Annotated in this window: 15 protein-coding genes and 3 tRNA genes; 9 read left to right on the forward strand and 9 right to left on the reverse strand. The window is 53.5% G+C overall.

Going from position 1 to position 13,591, the window contains the following annotated elements:
• Positions 1-58 precede the first annotated feature (58 nt).
• From fumC to ABXG94_RS04175, 3 genes are read left to right on the forward strand one after another with little or no spacing between them, the layout of a single operon-like run.
• On the forward strand, positions 59-1,453 hold the full coding sequence (gene fumC / locus ABXG94_RS04165) for a class II fumarate hydratase (protein WP_353532497.1): 1,395 nt from the start codon (positions 59-61) through the stop codon (positions 1,451-1,453).
• Complete coding sequence (locus ABXG94_RS04170; RefSeq protein ID WP_353532498.1) at positions 1,453-1,632, forward strand: DUF4169 family protein; 180 nt, start codon at positions 1,453-1,455, stop codon at positions 1,630-1,632. The genes fumC and ABXG94_RS04170 overlap by 1 nt, the downstream gene beginning before the upstream one ends.
• Complete coding sequence (locus ABXG94_RS04175) at positions 1,629-1,847, forward strand: ribbon-helix-helix domain-containing protein (protein WP_353532499.1); 219 nt, start codon at positions 1,629-1,631, stop codon at positions 1,845-1,847. Before ABXG94_RS04170 ends, ABXG94_RS04175 begins: the two co-directional genes overlap by 4 nt.
• Before the next feature lie 52 nt (positions 1,848-1,899).
• On the opposite strand, the gene ABXG94_RS04180 is transcribed toward ABXG94_RS04175, so the two are convergent.
• Entirely contained in the window at positions 1,900-2,307 is a 408-nt protein-coding gene (locus tag ABXG94_RS04180) for a SufE family protein (RefSeq protein ID WP_353532500.1), read from the reverse strand.
• A 116-nt stretch (positions 2,308-2,423) separates the two neighbouring features.
• Here ABXG94_RS04180 and ABXG94_RS04185 point away from each other — a divergent pair, with 116 nt between their 5' ends.
• Positions 2,424-2,927 (forward strand): hypothetical protein, encoded by a 504-nt coding sequence (locus tag ABXG94_RS04185; RefSeq protein WP_353532501.1) that lies wholly within the window; start codon positions 2,424-2,426, stop codon positions 2,925-2,927.
• Between the two features lie 11 nt (positions 2,928-2,938).
• Here ABXG94_RS04185 and rnd read toward each other — a convergent pair whose 3' ends face one another.
• The 3 genes from rnd to purM all read right to left on the reverse strand — a co-directional run bounded on the left by rnd (position 2,939) and on the right by purM (position 5,864).
• On the reverse strand, positions 2,939-4,102 hold the full coding sequence (rnd, locus tag ABXG94_RS04190; RefSeq protein WP_353532502.1) for a ribonuclease D: 1,164 nt from the start codon (positions 4,100-4,102) through the stop codon (positions 2,939-2,941).
• Positions 4,103-4,227: 125 nt separating this feature from the next.
• Entirely contained in the window at positions 4,228-4,821 is a 594-nt protein-coding gene (purN, locus tag ABXG94_RS04195) for a phosphoribosylglycinamide formyltransferase (protein WP_353532503.1), read from the reverse strand.
• The gene (gene purM / locus ABXG94_RS04200; protein ID WP_353532504.1) at positions 4,818-5,864 is read right to left on the reverse strand and encodes a phosphoribosylformylglycinamidine cyclo-ligase; all 1,047 of its coding nucleotides are present in this window, start codon (positions 5,862-5,864) and stop codon (positions 4,818-4,820) included. The genes purN and purM overlap by 4 nt, the downstream gene beginning before the upstream one ends.
• 194 nt (positions 5,865-6,058) lie before the next feature.
• Between purM and ABXG94_RS04205 the strand changes: the two genes are divergently transcribed.
• Positions 6,059-6,739 carry a tyrosine-protein phosphatase gene (locus ABXG94_RS04205; protein ID WP_353532505.1) on the forward strand — a complete coding sequence of 227 codons (681 nt, stop codon included), beginning with the start codon at positions 6,059-6,061 and terminating at the stop codon, positions 6,737-6,739.
• Positions 6,740-6,802: 63 nt separating this feature from the next.
• Positions 6,803-6,879, forward strand: a tRNA-Ile gene (locus ABXG94_RS04210).
• 47 nt (positions 6,880-6,926) lie between these two features.
• Here ABXG94_RS04210 and ABXG94_RS04215 read toward each other — a convergent pair.
• The gene (locus ABXG94_RS04215; protein WP_353532506.1) at positions 6,927-8,240 is read right to left on the reverse strand and encodes an ATP-binding protein; all 1,314 of its coding nucleotides are present in this window, start codon (positions 8,238-8,240) and stop codon (positions 6,927-6,929) included.
• A gap of 41 nt (positions 8,241-8,281) precedes the next feature.
• Here ABXG94_RS04215 and ABXG94_RS04220 point away from each other — a divergent pair, with 41 nt between their 5' ends.
• The 3 genes from ABXG94_RS04220 (at position 8,282) to ABXG94_RS04230 (ending at position 9,448) form a co-directional block, all read left to right on the forward strand.
• Complete coding sequence (locus ABXG94_RS04220) at positions 8,282-9,196, forward strand: MBL fold metallo-hydrolase (RefSeq protein WP_353532507.1); 915 nt, start codon at positions 8,282-8,284, stop codon at positions 9,194-9,196.
• A gap of 80 nt (positions 9,197-9,276) precedes the next feature.
• Positions 9,277-9,351 (forward strand) — tRNA-Asn (locus ABXG94_RS04225).
• A gap of 22 nt (positions 9,352-9,373) precedes the next feature.
• Positions 9,374-9,448 (forward strand) — tRNA-Asn (locus ABXG94_RS04230).
• 341 nt (positions 9,449-9,789) lie between these two features.
• Here ABXG94_RS04230 and ABXG94_RS04235 read toward each other — a convergent pair.
• Genes ABXG94_RS04235 through ABXG94_RS04250 form a run of 4 tightly spaced genes read right to left on the reverse strand, consistent with a single transcriptional unit; the run spans position 9,790 to position 13,378 of the window.
• A complete protein-coding gene (locus ABXG94_RS04235; RefSeq protein ID WP_353532508.1) occupies positions 9,790-10,554 on the reverse strand; it encodes an enoyl-CoA hydratase/isomerase family protein in 765 nt (254 codons plus the stop codon).
• A gap of 7 nt (positions 10,555-10,561) precedes the next feature.
• Positions 10,562-11,842, reverse strand: a complete 1,281-nt coding sequence (locus tag ABXG94_RS04240; protein ID WP_353532509.1) for a TRAP transporter large permease — start codon at positions 11,840-11,842, stop codon at positions 10,562-10,564.
• Positions 11,839-12,330 carry a TRAP transporter small permease gene (locus ABXG94_RS04245; RefSeq protein ID WP_353532510.1) on the reverse strand — a complete coding sequence of 164 codons (492 nt, stop codon included), beginning with the start codon at positions 12,328-12,330 and terminating at the stop codon, positions 11,839-11,841. The genes ABXG94_RS04240 and ABXG94_RS04245 overlap by 4 nt, the downstream gene beginning before the upstream one ends.
• Positions 12,331-12,385: 55 nt before the next feature.
• Positions 12,386-13,378: a C4-dicarboxylate TRAP transporter substrate-binding protein gene (locus ABXG94_RS04250; protein WP_353532512.1), complete on the reverse strand. Its 993-nt coding sequence runs from the start codon at positions 13,376-13,378 to the stop codon at positions 12,386-12,388.
• Between the last annotated feature and the right edge of the window lie 213 nt (positions 13,379-13,591).

Genomic DNA, 13,591 nt, shown 5'->3' on the forward strand with positions numbered 1-13,591 from the left:
TTGCACTTTAGCGTGGGTCGGGTATGAATTTGTCAAATTTTATCGACCGGAGGTCACCATGACTGAAACCCGCACCGAAACCGACAGCTTTGGCCCCCTCGAGGTCCCAACCAACAAGTATTGGGGCGCTCAGACCCAGCGGTCGATCATGAATTTCCCGATCGGCTGGGAAAAACAACCCGTGGCGATTGTGCGCGCGCTCGGCGTTATCAAAAAGGCCTGCGCGATGGCCAACAAGGCCAGCGGTGATATGGATGCCAAAATCGCCGATGCGGTGATTGCCGCGGCTGGCGAAGTCATCGAAGGTAAGTTTGACGACAACTTCCCCTTGGTTGTCTGGCAAACCGGGTCTGGAACACAATCCAACATGAACTCCAACGAGGTGATTGCCAACCGCGCCATCGAAATCTTGGGCGGCGTGATTGGGTCAAAAGACCCGGTGCATCCAAACGATCATTGCAACATGGGGCAGTCTTCCAACGACACTTTCCCAACAGCGATGCACATCGCCACTGCCATGACCGTGCGCGATATTTTGATCCCCGGCCTTACCAAATTGGCAGAGGGCCTAGAGGCCAAGTCCGAAGAATTCAAAGACATCATTAAAATTGGCCGCACCCACACCCAAGACGCGACCCCGCTGACATTGGGTCAGGAATTTGGCGGTTATGCGCATCAGATCCGGCAAGGCATCAAGCGGGTAAATGCCGCTTTGCCCGACATATATGAGCTTGCCCAAGGCGGCACCGCGGTTGGCACTGGTCTGAACACCAAAAACGGCTGGGGCGAAACCGTTGCGGCCAATATGGCCGAAATCACCGGCCTGCCCTTTGTGACAGCGCCCAATAAATTCGAAGCTCTAGCTGCCCATGACGCCATGGTCTTTATGTCCGGCGCTCTGGCGACCATCGCCGGCAGCATGTATAAAATCGCCAATGACATCAGGTTCTTGGGTTCTGGTCCACGCTCTGGTCTTGGGGAATTGATCCTGCCAGAAAACGAGCCAGGTTCGTCGATCATGCCAGGCAAAGTGAACCCGACGCAGGCCGAAGCCATGACCCAGGTTGCCGCACATGTCATGGGCAACAACGCTGCGATGACATTTGCTGGTTCGCAAGGTCATTTCGAGCTGAACGTCTATAACCCGATGATGTCCTATAACCTGCTACAATCCATCCAATTGCTGGGTGATGTGGCCGACAGCTTTACCACCCGAATGCTGAACGGCATCAAAGCCAACGAGCCACGCATTGAAAAGCTGATGAAGGAATCGCTGATGCTGGTCACAGCGCTGGCGCCCACCATCGGCTATGACAACGCGACCAAAGTGGCTAAAACCGCGCATAAAAACGGCACTACCCTCAAAGAAGAAGCCATCGCGCTTGGCTTTGTAGATGCTGAAACCTTTGATGCGGTTGTACGTCCTGAACAGATGATTGGTCCCAAAGGCTGATGGCTGAGCCGGTCAATCTTAACCGGTTCAAAAAACATAAAGCGCGGGCTGACAAAAAGGCCCGCGCTGATCAAAATGCCGCGAAATTTGGCCGCACCAAAACGGAAAAACAACGCGATATGCTGGCAGAGAAAACCGCCAAAAACCATCTTGATGCACATAAAAGAGACGACAGATGAGCCGGCCAATAAAGCGCTCTCTCACACTCAAAGGGCATCGTACCAGCGTGTCGCTCGAGGATGATTTTTGGCACGCCTTTAAAGAAATAGCATCCAAAAACAGTAAACCCATCAATGTCTTAGCCGCTGAAATTGATGCTGATCGCGGGTTTGATACAGGTCTTGCAAGCGCCATCCGCCTCTACGTCCTACGGCACTACAAAGACGCGCCCTAGGGCTTCATCTTTCCAGAAATACTCGCGCCGCAGGCTTTGCCCGCAGGGCAAATTACGCCTGACTGGCCACCAGACGAATTCGCTCAATCATCGCGCGCAATCCGTTGGATCTCTGGGAGGACAAATGCTCGTTCAGGCCCAGACGTTCCATTTCGGCCCGGGCATCCACCAACAACACATCCGCAACCGGCAAGCCATTATAAAGCTTTTGTAACACCGCGATCAGCCCGCTGACAATCATTGCGTCTGATGCCCCCTCAAAGGCGAAAACACCGTCGTTGATCAGAGGCTGCAACCAAACCTGACTGGCACAGCCATCAACCTTGGTGGCTGGCACGCGCAATGCGTCATCCAGCGGGGCCATGGCTTTACCCTGCTCAATCACATACCGATAGCGGTCTTCCCAGTCTTCCAGAAACTCAAAGTCTTCAACAATGTCTTCAAACGCTTGTGTTGCCATGGTCTTCCCTCTTGATGGCATTCACCTAGGCTGCACAGAACAAAAGGTCCAGCCCCGCTTGCGGCTTTTCAAACCGGTGACAATGCGCTAACCCTGATGCAAAGCGAATGAGGCAGATGATGCGTAAATCCCTGGGTGTTCTTTTGGTGTCGACCATGATTTTGGCAAGCTGCGGTTCCCGGTTTAATCCGGTCAATTGGTTTGGTCGCGCCGAAAAGGTCGAAACCGCCAGCGTCCAAGAGATCAATCCTCTGATTCCACGTAAAAAAGACAGCATCTTTCAGCGTGACGATGCCGCCTATGCGGGCGAAATTATTGCAAATGTCACCGAATTGAAAATCGAGCGCGCCTCTGGCGGGGCGGTGATCCGTGTCAAAGGCGTGGCCTCGACACAGGGCGCTTATGACGTGTTGCTTAAGCCAGAGAACGAACGGGCCCTGCCAGTGGATGGGGTGCTGACCTTTACCCTACTGGCGGTTCAGCCAAGCGGTTTTCGTCAGGGACCAGAACGATCACGTGAGTTGACTGTAGCGGTGTTTAAGACCGATCAAGATTTGCAGTCTGTGCGCACCATTCGCGTTTTGGGGGCAAACGGCGCGCTGCAAGTTCGGCGCCGCTAAGCTTGTAAACCTTAGGGCAGCTGCACGATCTTGATGCTGCTGCCTTTGGCGGTAAGCGCGATCTGCCCCTCACACAGCCGCAAGGCGTCTTCGCCAAACACTTCCAGGCGCCAGCCCGACAAGGCTGCAATGTCACGTTCGCCTGATGCCATCGCGTCTAGATCAGCCGCCGGTGCAATCAGCTTGCTCGCCACGCCAGAGCTTTCGGTTTTTGACTTCAGCAACACCCGCAGCAAATCCGCCAAAGCAGGGTTAACCTGTTGTTTGTCTTTAGGGTTGGTCACACGGGGCATTTTGTCAGCGGGGCAAGCAATGCCGGCTTTCACAGCTTGTAAAATGCCCTCGGCGATCTCGCCCTTGCGTGCTTCGCGCAACAACAAACGCGAACGGCCCAGATCTGCCATCGATCCGGGTTTTGTTGACGCAAGTTCAATCAACGCGTCATCTTTAAAGACCCGATTGCGTGGGACATTGCGCGATTGCGCATGGGTTTCGCGAAACCGCGCCAATTCCCTTACTATGGCCAAGAATTTTGGGGTTGTTGTGCGGGTTTTAACACGCTTCCAAGCGTTTTCTGGCTCGACAACATAGGTTGTTGGGCTGGTCAGAACCTGCAGCTCTTCGCCCACCCAGCGTGTGCGACCACTTTTTTCAAGTTTTGCAGCCAAGAACTCATAAATATTGCGCAGATGCGTGACGTCTGCCAAAGCGTATTTCTTTTGTGCATCTGTCAGCGGGCGGCGAGACCAATCTGTAAATCGGCTTGTTTTATCAACCCCTTGCTTGGTGATCTTACGCACCAAGGTTTCATAGCCAACCTGTTCACCAAAGCCGCAGACCATGGCCGCAACCTGGGTGTCAAACAGCGGATCTGGCAACACACCTGCTTCGATGAAAAAGATTTCTAGATCTTGACGTGCCGCATGAAAGACTTTGACAACATTTGTGTCCCGAAACAGGTCGTATAGCGGTTCTAGGGACATGTCGCCCACCAAAGGATCCACCAAAACGGCGTCTTCCTCGATGTCGTTGCCAGCCACCGCCAATTGAATCAAACACAGCTTTGAATAGTAAGTGCGTTCGCGCAGAAACTCCGTGTCGATCGTGACATATGGGTAATTTCGTGCCATCTCGCAGTATTGCGCAAGCTCTTCCGTCGTCGTCAGTGTCTTCATGAAGGGGTTCGTCTTCTGTTTGTTGTTGTCTTGTGCCCAGCACAAGGCTTACTCAGAAATACCATAAATTGCAAATTTGCCGAAATTGGGGCCAGCGATTGATCGCCCTTTCCCCGGGATGGCATTTACAAAGACAGCAAGGTTTGGTCGCCAGCACAAAAGCGCCGCAACACAGCCGGGTATAGTTTGTGCTCTTGTACCAAAACCCGTGCTGCCAAATCATCAGGTGTATCACCCGGCATTATCGGCACGGTTGCCTGTCCCAAAATCGGGCCGTCATCCAGCGCTGGCGTTACCAGGTGTACGGAACATCCGTGTTCAGTGTCACCTGCGGCTAATGCACGAGCATGGGTGTGTAACCCTTTGTACTTTGGCAGTAATGAGGGATGAATGTTCAGCATTTTACCTTCCCAAGGGGCGACAAACCCTTCGGTCAAGACACGCATAAAACCTGCCAGACACAAAACATCCGGCGAGACTTTGTTAAGCTCTGCTTGCAATGCATTTTCGAATGCTGACCGGTCGCCCCTAAAGGGCCGGTGGTCGACAACCGCGGTTGCCACGCCCATCGCACGCGCTTTTTCCAAACCGCCAGCATCAGCGCTGTTGGCCAACACAAGCACGGGTTCCCCCGCGTGATCACCCGCTTGCATATCTTCGACAAGACGGACCATGTTTGATCCGCCGCCAGAGATAAAAATTGCAACGCGTTGCTTCACAAGAGAGACCCAGTATAGCGCATGCCTTCACCCTCGGTCACAGTACCGATAGTATAGACCGTTTCGCCCTGCTCTTTCAGCAAGGCTACCAGCGCGTCCGCTTGGTCAGCCTCGACAGAAAGGATCATGCCAATGCCGCTGTTAAAGGTTTTCAAGATTTCGGCCTGATCCATGTTGCCGTTTTCTGCCAACCACTTAAACACCGCGGGCAAGTCCCAAGTATTCAAATCGATGTCTGCGCCCAGACCTTCGGGCAGAACCCGTGGCAGGTTTTCTGTCAGGCCACCGCCGGTGATATGGGCCAAGGCATGCACACCCCCTGCCCGTACAGCGGCCAAGGCTTGCTTCACATACAGCCGTGTTGGCGTCAGCAGGGCCGCGCCAAGTGTTTCGTTAGACCATGGGCATTTGTCGCCCCAGGCCAGACCGGAAATCTCGACCAATTTGCGCACCAGTGAATACCCGTTGGAATGCACGCCGTTTGACGCAAGGCCCAACAGAACGTCCCCAGCTTTCACGCCCTCCGGCAGGGCTGTGCCGCGTTCCATCGCGCCAACAGAGAAACCAGCCAAATCAAAATCGCCTGCTTCGTACATGCCAGGCATTTCTGCGGTCTCGCCGCCGATCAGCGCACAGCCGGACTGAAAACAGCCCTCTGCGATGCCTTCGATGATGCGCGCAGCAACTTCTGTTTCCAGCTTGCCGGTTGCGAAATAATCCAAAAAGAACAGCGGCTCAGCACCCTGACACACAAGGTCATTCACGCACATGGCCACCAAATCGATGCCGACGCCGTCGACATTGCCCGTGTCAATTGCGATTCGCAGTTTTGTTCCAACACCATCGGTGGCCCCCACAAGGATTGGGTCCTGATAGCCCGCGTCTTTCAGATCAAACAGCGCGCCAAAGCCGCCAAGCCCAGCCATCACGCCAGAACGGTTCGTACGCTTCGCCGCAGGCTTGATGCGCTCCACCAATTCATTGCCAGCGTCAATATCTACACCCGCATCTGCATAAGTAATGCCGTTCTTGCCATCGGTCATATCTGAATCCCCTTCGTGGTGGCCTGTGCAGTAAATTAATACGCCTATGCCCGCAAGCCGCAGCGACCTTGGTTTTAAGGAAAACCCATCAAAGATTAACCCAGATCGCACCAAAGGCATTTTTTGTACCCAAATCAGCGGTAAAGCGCTACCTTGGTTGCAGAAAACCACAGAAACTTTGGATAGCTCTTACCGTGTCCGTTATCAAAAGTATTCAAAGATGGGATAGTGCCAATCGCCAGCGTGCCAGCGCGCGTCTGGTGCAAGACTTTGATATCCCGGCGGCTGAAAAATTTGTGCGTTGGTATGATCATGGGCTGTTTCGCATTCCCTGGAGCAACTTTGCACAAGTCGGCCCGAATTTCTTTCGCTCAAACTACCCGACCCCGCAACGGCTGCGTAAGATGCGTGCACTTGGCATCAAAACGGTTCTTTCTTTGCGCGGCAAAGACTGTGAGGTGCCCTATCTGCTAGAACAATGGGCCTGCAAGGATCTTGGGCTGACACTGCAAGTGGTAAAGCTCGATTCCATCAGACCCCCAAAAAAGGCCGAGCTGCTGAAACTGATGCAGATCCTGCGCGCTGAGAAACAGCCCCTTTTGGTGCACTGCAAATCCGGCGCGGATCGCACAGGGCTGGCAAGTGCCTTTTATCAAATAGAAATTCTGGGGCTGCCTATTTCGTTCGCTAAAAAAATGCTCTCGATCAGATTTGGCCATTTTCGCATGTCGAAAACCGGTGTGCTGGATCATATCCTTGAAAGCTATGAACAAGCGGCCCGCAAGAAACCACAAACCATTCGCCAGTGGTTGCACACAAGTTATGACGAGGCCCATATCCGAAAGGAATTCAAAGCGCTGCGCAAAAAGGCGTGATTTTTTTGGCTCTAAGCGCTTGACCCCATAACAGAATATGATAGCCAAATGGCACTTCGGTAGGGGCCTGTAGCTCAACTGGTTAGAGCAGAGCGCTCATAACGCTTTGGTTGCGGGTTCAAGTCCTGCCGGGCCTACCAAATTCCCCCCGAATGTCTCCCCGAGCTCCCTCCGTACAATTGCTAAACTAGATAGCGATGACGATATCGGCTTGTAAACCGCCCAGCTTTTCACTGCGGTCAAGCCGCAGCATGCCGCCGTGGGCCCGCGCAGCGTCTGCGGCAATCGCCAGTCCCAGACCGACGCCGCTGCCTTTGTTTTGATTGCGCGCAGGTTCTAAGCGGGCAAAGGGTTTCATGGCCTCTTCGCGTTTGTCCTCGGGGATGCCCGGCCCATTGTCTTCAACACGCAGAACAATCGACCGTTTCATTTGCATGGCGCTGACATGCACGGTGGTGCCATAGCGAAAGGCGTTGTTGATCAGATTGCCAAGCGCGCGTTGTACAACCATTTTCTTCACCAAAACTTCGGCCTCGACATCACAATGGGCCAAAGTGGCTGTACCCCTGCCGGCAGAGGCTTTTTCGATGATTTCAGCCAGAAACCCACAAAGATCGACCGGTTCAGCGGTCAACTCAGAGGCCCCGCGCGCAAAGCTTAGAAAGCCGTCCAGCATGTGTTGCATATCTTCGACTTCTTGCTCTAGCGCGTGCCGGTCCTCATCTTCCAGCATCGCCAGCCCCAGACGCAGGCGTGTGAGCGGTGTGCGCAAATCGTGGCTCACACCGGACAGCAACAGCGTGCGCTGTTCAATCTGGCGTTCAATGCGGGCGCGCATGTCCAGAAAGGCGCTGCCCGCGGCACGCACTTCGATCGCCCCCGCTGGCGAATATGGTACGTGCCGTCCACGTCCAAAGGCCTCGGCGGCGGCGGCCAAGCGGGTGATCGGCCGCAATTGATTGCGCAGGTACAAAAAGGCAATAAAAGTGATCAAGATCCCAAAGAACACCAGATTTACCAACAATTGGTGCGGGTTAGAGGCCGAAACGCGTTCGCGGTCAAATCCAATTTCAAGCGGCCCAAACTGGGTGTCTATGATCACTCTGGCCAGTTTATCATCCGGCAATTCAATTGCCTGAATGCCCTCAATCTCGGCCTGTAATTCGCGCATCACCACCGTGCCAGAAAAATCATACCAGCGGCGTTGATTCTGTGTTGTTTCACTTTGGCGAAAGCTCGGATCAAGCCCCAGACTGCGCGCCACGGGGAAAACCGTTTTTTGCACTGCCTCTGGCGAGGCTTGTGCCGCAACCCCGTCCAGTACAAATATAAGCTCTCCGGATAGAGCGCGGGTCATCTGTGACGTTACGTCTTCAAAATGACGTTGGATAAAGATAACAGAAACAACAAGTTGCAACGTGACCACGGGTAAAATTAGAATAAGCGCAGCTCGGCCATACAGACCGCGCGGAACATATCGTTTGAGCCAAGCAAATTTCATAGGGTAAACCATGACCTGCCCGCCGCCGGAAGGAAAGCCTGATGCGCCCCCCAGAGACAGATTTTTCCTTACAAGTTGGAGAGGCAAAACAGCTGCAACCCGGTTTGCGTTGCGTGCTGGCCCCCAACCCGTCTCCAATGACCCATTGGGGCACCAACACCTATCTATTGGGCCACAAAGAGCTTGTGGTGATTGATCCAGGCCCTGATGACACAGGTCACCTGAACGCCATCCTAAAGGCCGTGGGCAGCGATCAAACCATTGCCAAGATCATTGTCACCCACACCCACAAAGACCACTCGCCGCTTGCCCGTCGTCTTTCAGCTCAGACCGGCGCAGAAATATATGGGTTTGGCGATGCGGATGCCGGGCGCAGCGCCGTGATGCGGCAGCTTTCGCTGCAAGGAGACATCGGTGGCGGCGAAGGCATTGATCTGCTGTTTCAGGCCCACCACGAGGTGTCACATCATCAGGAAATTGACTGCGAACTTGCCCCTTTAAAAGTGCTACATACCCCTGGGCACATAGGCAATCACATTTGCCTGTCCTGGGATGAGGTCTGCTTTACCGGTGATCACGTCATGGGCTGGGCCAGCTCGCTTGTATCGCCGCCTGATGGCGATTTGACCGACTTCATGGCCTCGTGTGACATGTTACAGGGCGGAAAATGGCTCAAGTTCTATTCTGGCCATGGCGCGCCGATTGACAATCCGGGCGATCGCTTAAATTGGCTGATATCGCACCGTAAATCCCGTGAAAACCAGATCGTTAAAGCTTTGGAAAATAGACAAGCTAACGCGGCGCAACTAACCGCGCAGATCTATCACGACATAAACCCGGCGCTTTTGCGCGCCGCCGAACGCAACGTGTTGGCGCATCTGGTTGATCTCTACAAAAGGGGTCGCGTTGCACCGCATCAAACGCTTGAATCAAAAGCTATTTTTCAACTTATTTAAAAAACCGGCGCGAAAACGAAAAAAAACCGACAGCGCCACTGGACGCCGGAAATTTCGTTAGCTATACGGTCCCTCGTTGATCCGGCGTAGCTCAGCGGTAGAGCAGTTGACTGTTAATCAATTGGTCGTAGGTTCGATCCCTACCGCCGGAGCCAACGAAAAAGATACCGTATTTGTTCCGACGTAGCTCAGCGGTAGAGCAGTTGACTGTTAATCAATTGGTCGTAGGTTCGATCCCTACCGTCGGAGCCAAAAATTCCCGAAGTCATTGACATATTTTGAATTTTTGGCACCCCCCGCCTGCGCGCAGAGGTCATTTTGACATCTGTTCTCTGATCCAAAAAGTCGATCTTTTTTGGCTAAAGCGTTGGCGTAGCGCAGGCAATATCCTGACCAACCGACACTATGAATTTTCCGGAAATTCTGAGACCCCAAACAGAGTCGAGAAACGGGTGTCTGCAATGTCATCTTGGATAGGCGCGAACACCAAGACGCACTGCTGACAACGACTTAAGCACTATTCAATTTTGATGGGGCCTGATTTGGACCCGCGTCGGCGCTTTCGGGATAAGCGCGCGACCTGATGGGTGTCATTATTGGTTTTTCTGCGCGTCTGCGGCCCGAAGTTTTGCCTGTTCGACTTTTGCAAAACAGAGCGACATCAGATCATTTTCATTTCGCAGACCCTGCGCGACACTTAGGTCCATCGCACCGCGTACCGCAGCTTTCACCGACTGTGTCGCAACGGTTGAATGCGCTGCAATTTGCAAGGCAACTTCGCGTGCTTTTGTCAGCTCTTGGCCCGGGTCAACCAGATATTCCACCATCCCGATCTGGTCGGCATCGTCTGCTGAAAACCGGTCCCCAGTCAACAGGATCTTCATCGCCTGCCCGTATCCACACATACGCGTCAGATGTTGCGCCGCGCCGCCTGCCCCGTTCCATCCTAATTGAACTTCGGGGGCTGAAAACACAGCTGACCGCGCAACCACGCGCAGGTCACAGGCCAGCGCGATTTCCAGACCACCGCCCAAGGCCCAACCCTTGACCGCGGCTATGGCGGGTTTGCGCAGGGACAGGATCGGCGGGATATAGTCGGCGCGATTGCGCCAAGCCCAGAAATCCTCATAGCCTTCTAAGGCCTTGATGTCGGAACCCGCGCAAAAGGCGCGCTCACCGGCTCCCCTGAAGATCACAACATGCACCGCTTTGGTTTCATTGATTTGTGCACAGCGGCTTGCAATCTGTTGATACATTTCTGGGGTCAGCGCATTGTGCTTTCCAGGGCGATCCAGGACGATTTCGCCAACTGGACCGTGAATTTCTAAGCGCACGCAGCCGTCTTCTGAAACAGTCATGAAAGCCTCATTTGAATTGTAGGTTGGGTAACCACAGCGACAACTGTGGAACATAGGTCAGGATCAGCAGCATACCGAAAAGCACAATGTAAAATGGCACCGAAGCCTTGATAAACTTGGCAATCGAAACGCCTGTGATCGAGCAGGTTGTGAACATCAATGTCCCCAAGGGCGGCGTGACACCGGCCACTGTCAGATTGAACACCATAACAATGCCAAAATGCACAGGATCGATACCAACCGTTGTAATCACCGGCACCAAAATCGGGGTTAACAGAATCAAGGCCGCCGAGCCTTCGATGAACATCCCGGCTATGATCAGCAGCAAGTTGATCAGTATCAACAAAAGCAAGGGATTCTCGGTCAGCGCCAGCATCGCCTCTGCCAACATGGTCGGAATGCGTTCCCAGGTCATGTAAAACCCAAAGGCATTTGCAGAGCAGATCACAAACAGGATCACCGCAGTGGCCTGCATGGTTTGCTCAAGGATCGGCTGGATGTGTTTGAATTTTAACTCGCCATAGATGATGCCAACAATGGCGGCAAACATCACGGCCATAGCCCCGGCCTCTGTCGGGGTGAAAAAACCCAATCGAATGCCCAAAACAATCCCAATCGGCACCATCAAAGCCAACGAGGCACCCACAAAAGCCCGACCACGATCCGCCCAGGGCATTGGGTTGTCCAATGCAGGTTGCAGATTCAGTCGGCGCGATTGCACAGCGACCGCTCCCATCATGGCAGCACAGATGACGATACCCGGAACAATTCCAGCCAAAAACAATCGGCCAATCGATACGTCCCCCATAAAGCCATATAGGATCAGGCCAATTCCTGGCGGAATGATCACCGAAATAATCGACGACGACGCTGTGACAGCAGTTGAAAAGGCTGGATCATAGCCTCGCCGCGTCATTTCCGGCACCATCACTTTGGATTGCATCGCCGCATCGGCGTTGGCTGATCCTGACACACCCCCCAAAAGCGTGGAGAGCAGAACGTTAACTTGCGCCAATCCACCTTTCCAGTGACCTGTCATGGCCTCGGCAAAACTCATCATGCGCGACGTAATGCCTGCATAATTCATCACCACCCCTGTCATGACAAACAAAGGCACCGCCAACAATGGAAACGAATGGGTCACGGCAACGATGCGCTGCACAAAGATTTCCGGCGGCATGGCACCCGAAATCAAAAAGAACGACAGCGCCGCGATCCCGATGGCAAGCGCCACGGGGATTCCGATGCCGATGCCCGCCAATAGAATAAATACTGGGGCCAGCGTCATAAGACTTCCTCCGCCTGATTAAGATCTGGTTGCGCCATCAGGCCGGTCAATCGCAGCACCGATGTCAGGGACATGCCAGCAAAACAAATGGCGGTCGCAAGATAGACGTATGAAAACGGAATATCGAGAACCGGAGAAGGCCGCGAAGCCCCCTTGCCCATCATCAAAATGCTTAGGTATGTGACGTAAATAAGAAACGCAGCGACGATCAAATCGCCCAGCGTCATAAGGGTCTTTTTTGCAGCATCTGGCAGGATGTCTAAAAGCAGTGTCACCCGAATATGGCGCCCGTCGCGCATGGCGGTCATGGCCCCAATAAAAACCACCCAAGTGAACAGAATGCCCGAAAGTTCGGTTGTCCAAACTGCGGGCCGTTCTGTTACATATCGCGTCAAAACGCCCCAAAGCACCGACCCGGTTAGCAGCGCCAGTGCTGTAAATGAAATCAGATTTTCAGCCCGCCGAATCCATCGCCCCATCGTCGTCATACGTTTCCTCCCTCTAGGCCCGGGCGCGCCTCTGCGCCCGGGCCATATTTATACTTTAATTGTCAAGGATTGCGCGCACTTTGCCGTAAAGCCCGTCGGACCAATCTGGGAACTTGCTGTACACATCTGCTGTGGCGTCCTGAAAGGCCGCAACATCAACGTCCCGGTTAAAGGTCACGCCTTCGGCTTCCAGCTTTGAAATCCATTCTTCCTGACTGTTCAGCATCAAGTCAGTCATGAAGGCTCCGGTCTTGATGGCTTCTTCGTTCATGATGGCCTGAACATCATCTGGCAGCGCAGCAAAAACGTCGGCGTTGATCATCAAACCAGTAAAGCCCTTGAAATGGCCTGTCAGCGAGATGACCTTTTTGGTCTCGTGCAATTTGGCTCCAAAGATCGATGGCAAAGGTGCCTCGGCCCCGTCAACCACGCCAGCTGAGAGCGCGGAATAGACTTCGCCCCAGGCAACTTGGGTTGGGCGTGCGCCCATGGCGTTAAAGGTTTCGACCCACATGATGTTTGGGGGGGTGCGGAACGTCATGCCAGCTGTATCAGCCGGGCTAGAAATGGCTTTGTCTGACAGCATATGGCGCGACCCAAACAACCAGTTCAGAGCAAGCAGTTCCAGACCAGATTCCGCGCGAAGCCGATCTTTCATCTCTGTATAAAGCTCTGAATCGACGATTTTCTGGAAATCACGCGGATCATCCATCAGATATGGCCCGCCCAGCACGCCAAAATCAGCCACAAAGTCGCTCAGATAGCCAGGGTCAGAAATGGTGATTACCGGAGCCCCAGCACGGACCTGTTCAAATACTTCTGGGTTTGACCCCAATTGAGCGTTCGGGAAAATCTGAATGCCAACACGTCCTTGGGTGCGGGTCTCTACGTTCTTTACAAAGTCTTCCATCGCAGCCTGCAACGGCTCTTTATCAGATGTCACATGTGCCAAACGGAATGTGTGATCTGCGGCGCTTGCAGCCATTGGCGCAAGTGCCAAAGCGGCGGCAGCAATCAGACGGCCTGCGGGGCCAAGATTTAACGACATAGTCTCCTCCTTCGTCGTGAACACCAAATGGGTGCCGTAACCGAATCGTCGGCACGATTGGTGCGTGTTCATTGCTAGCACTCTACTTTCGTATTTAAAAGTACTTTTTATATTTGAAATTGACGTGCAGAGTGCAGCACAACAATTGGAATGCAGAAAAAGGATGGCGCGAATAAAGTGGAACTTAAAGGAATGTTCTGGGACAGGCGGGCA

Source organism: Cognatishimia sp. WU-CL00825, from assembly GCF_040364665.1.
Lineage (GTDB): Bacteria > Pseudomonadota > Alphaproteobacteria > Rhodobacterales > Rhodobacteraceae > Cognatishimia.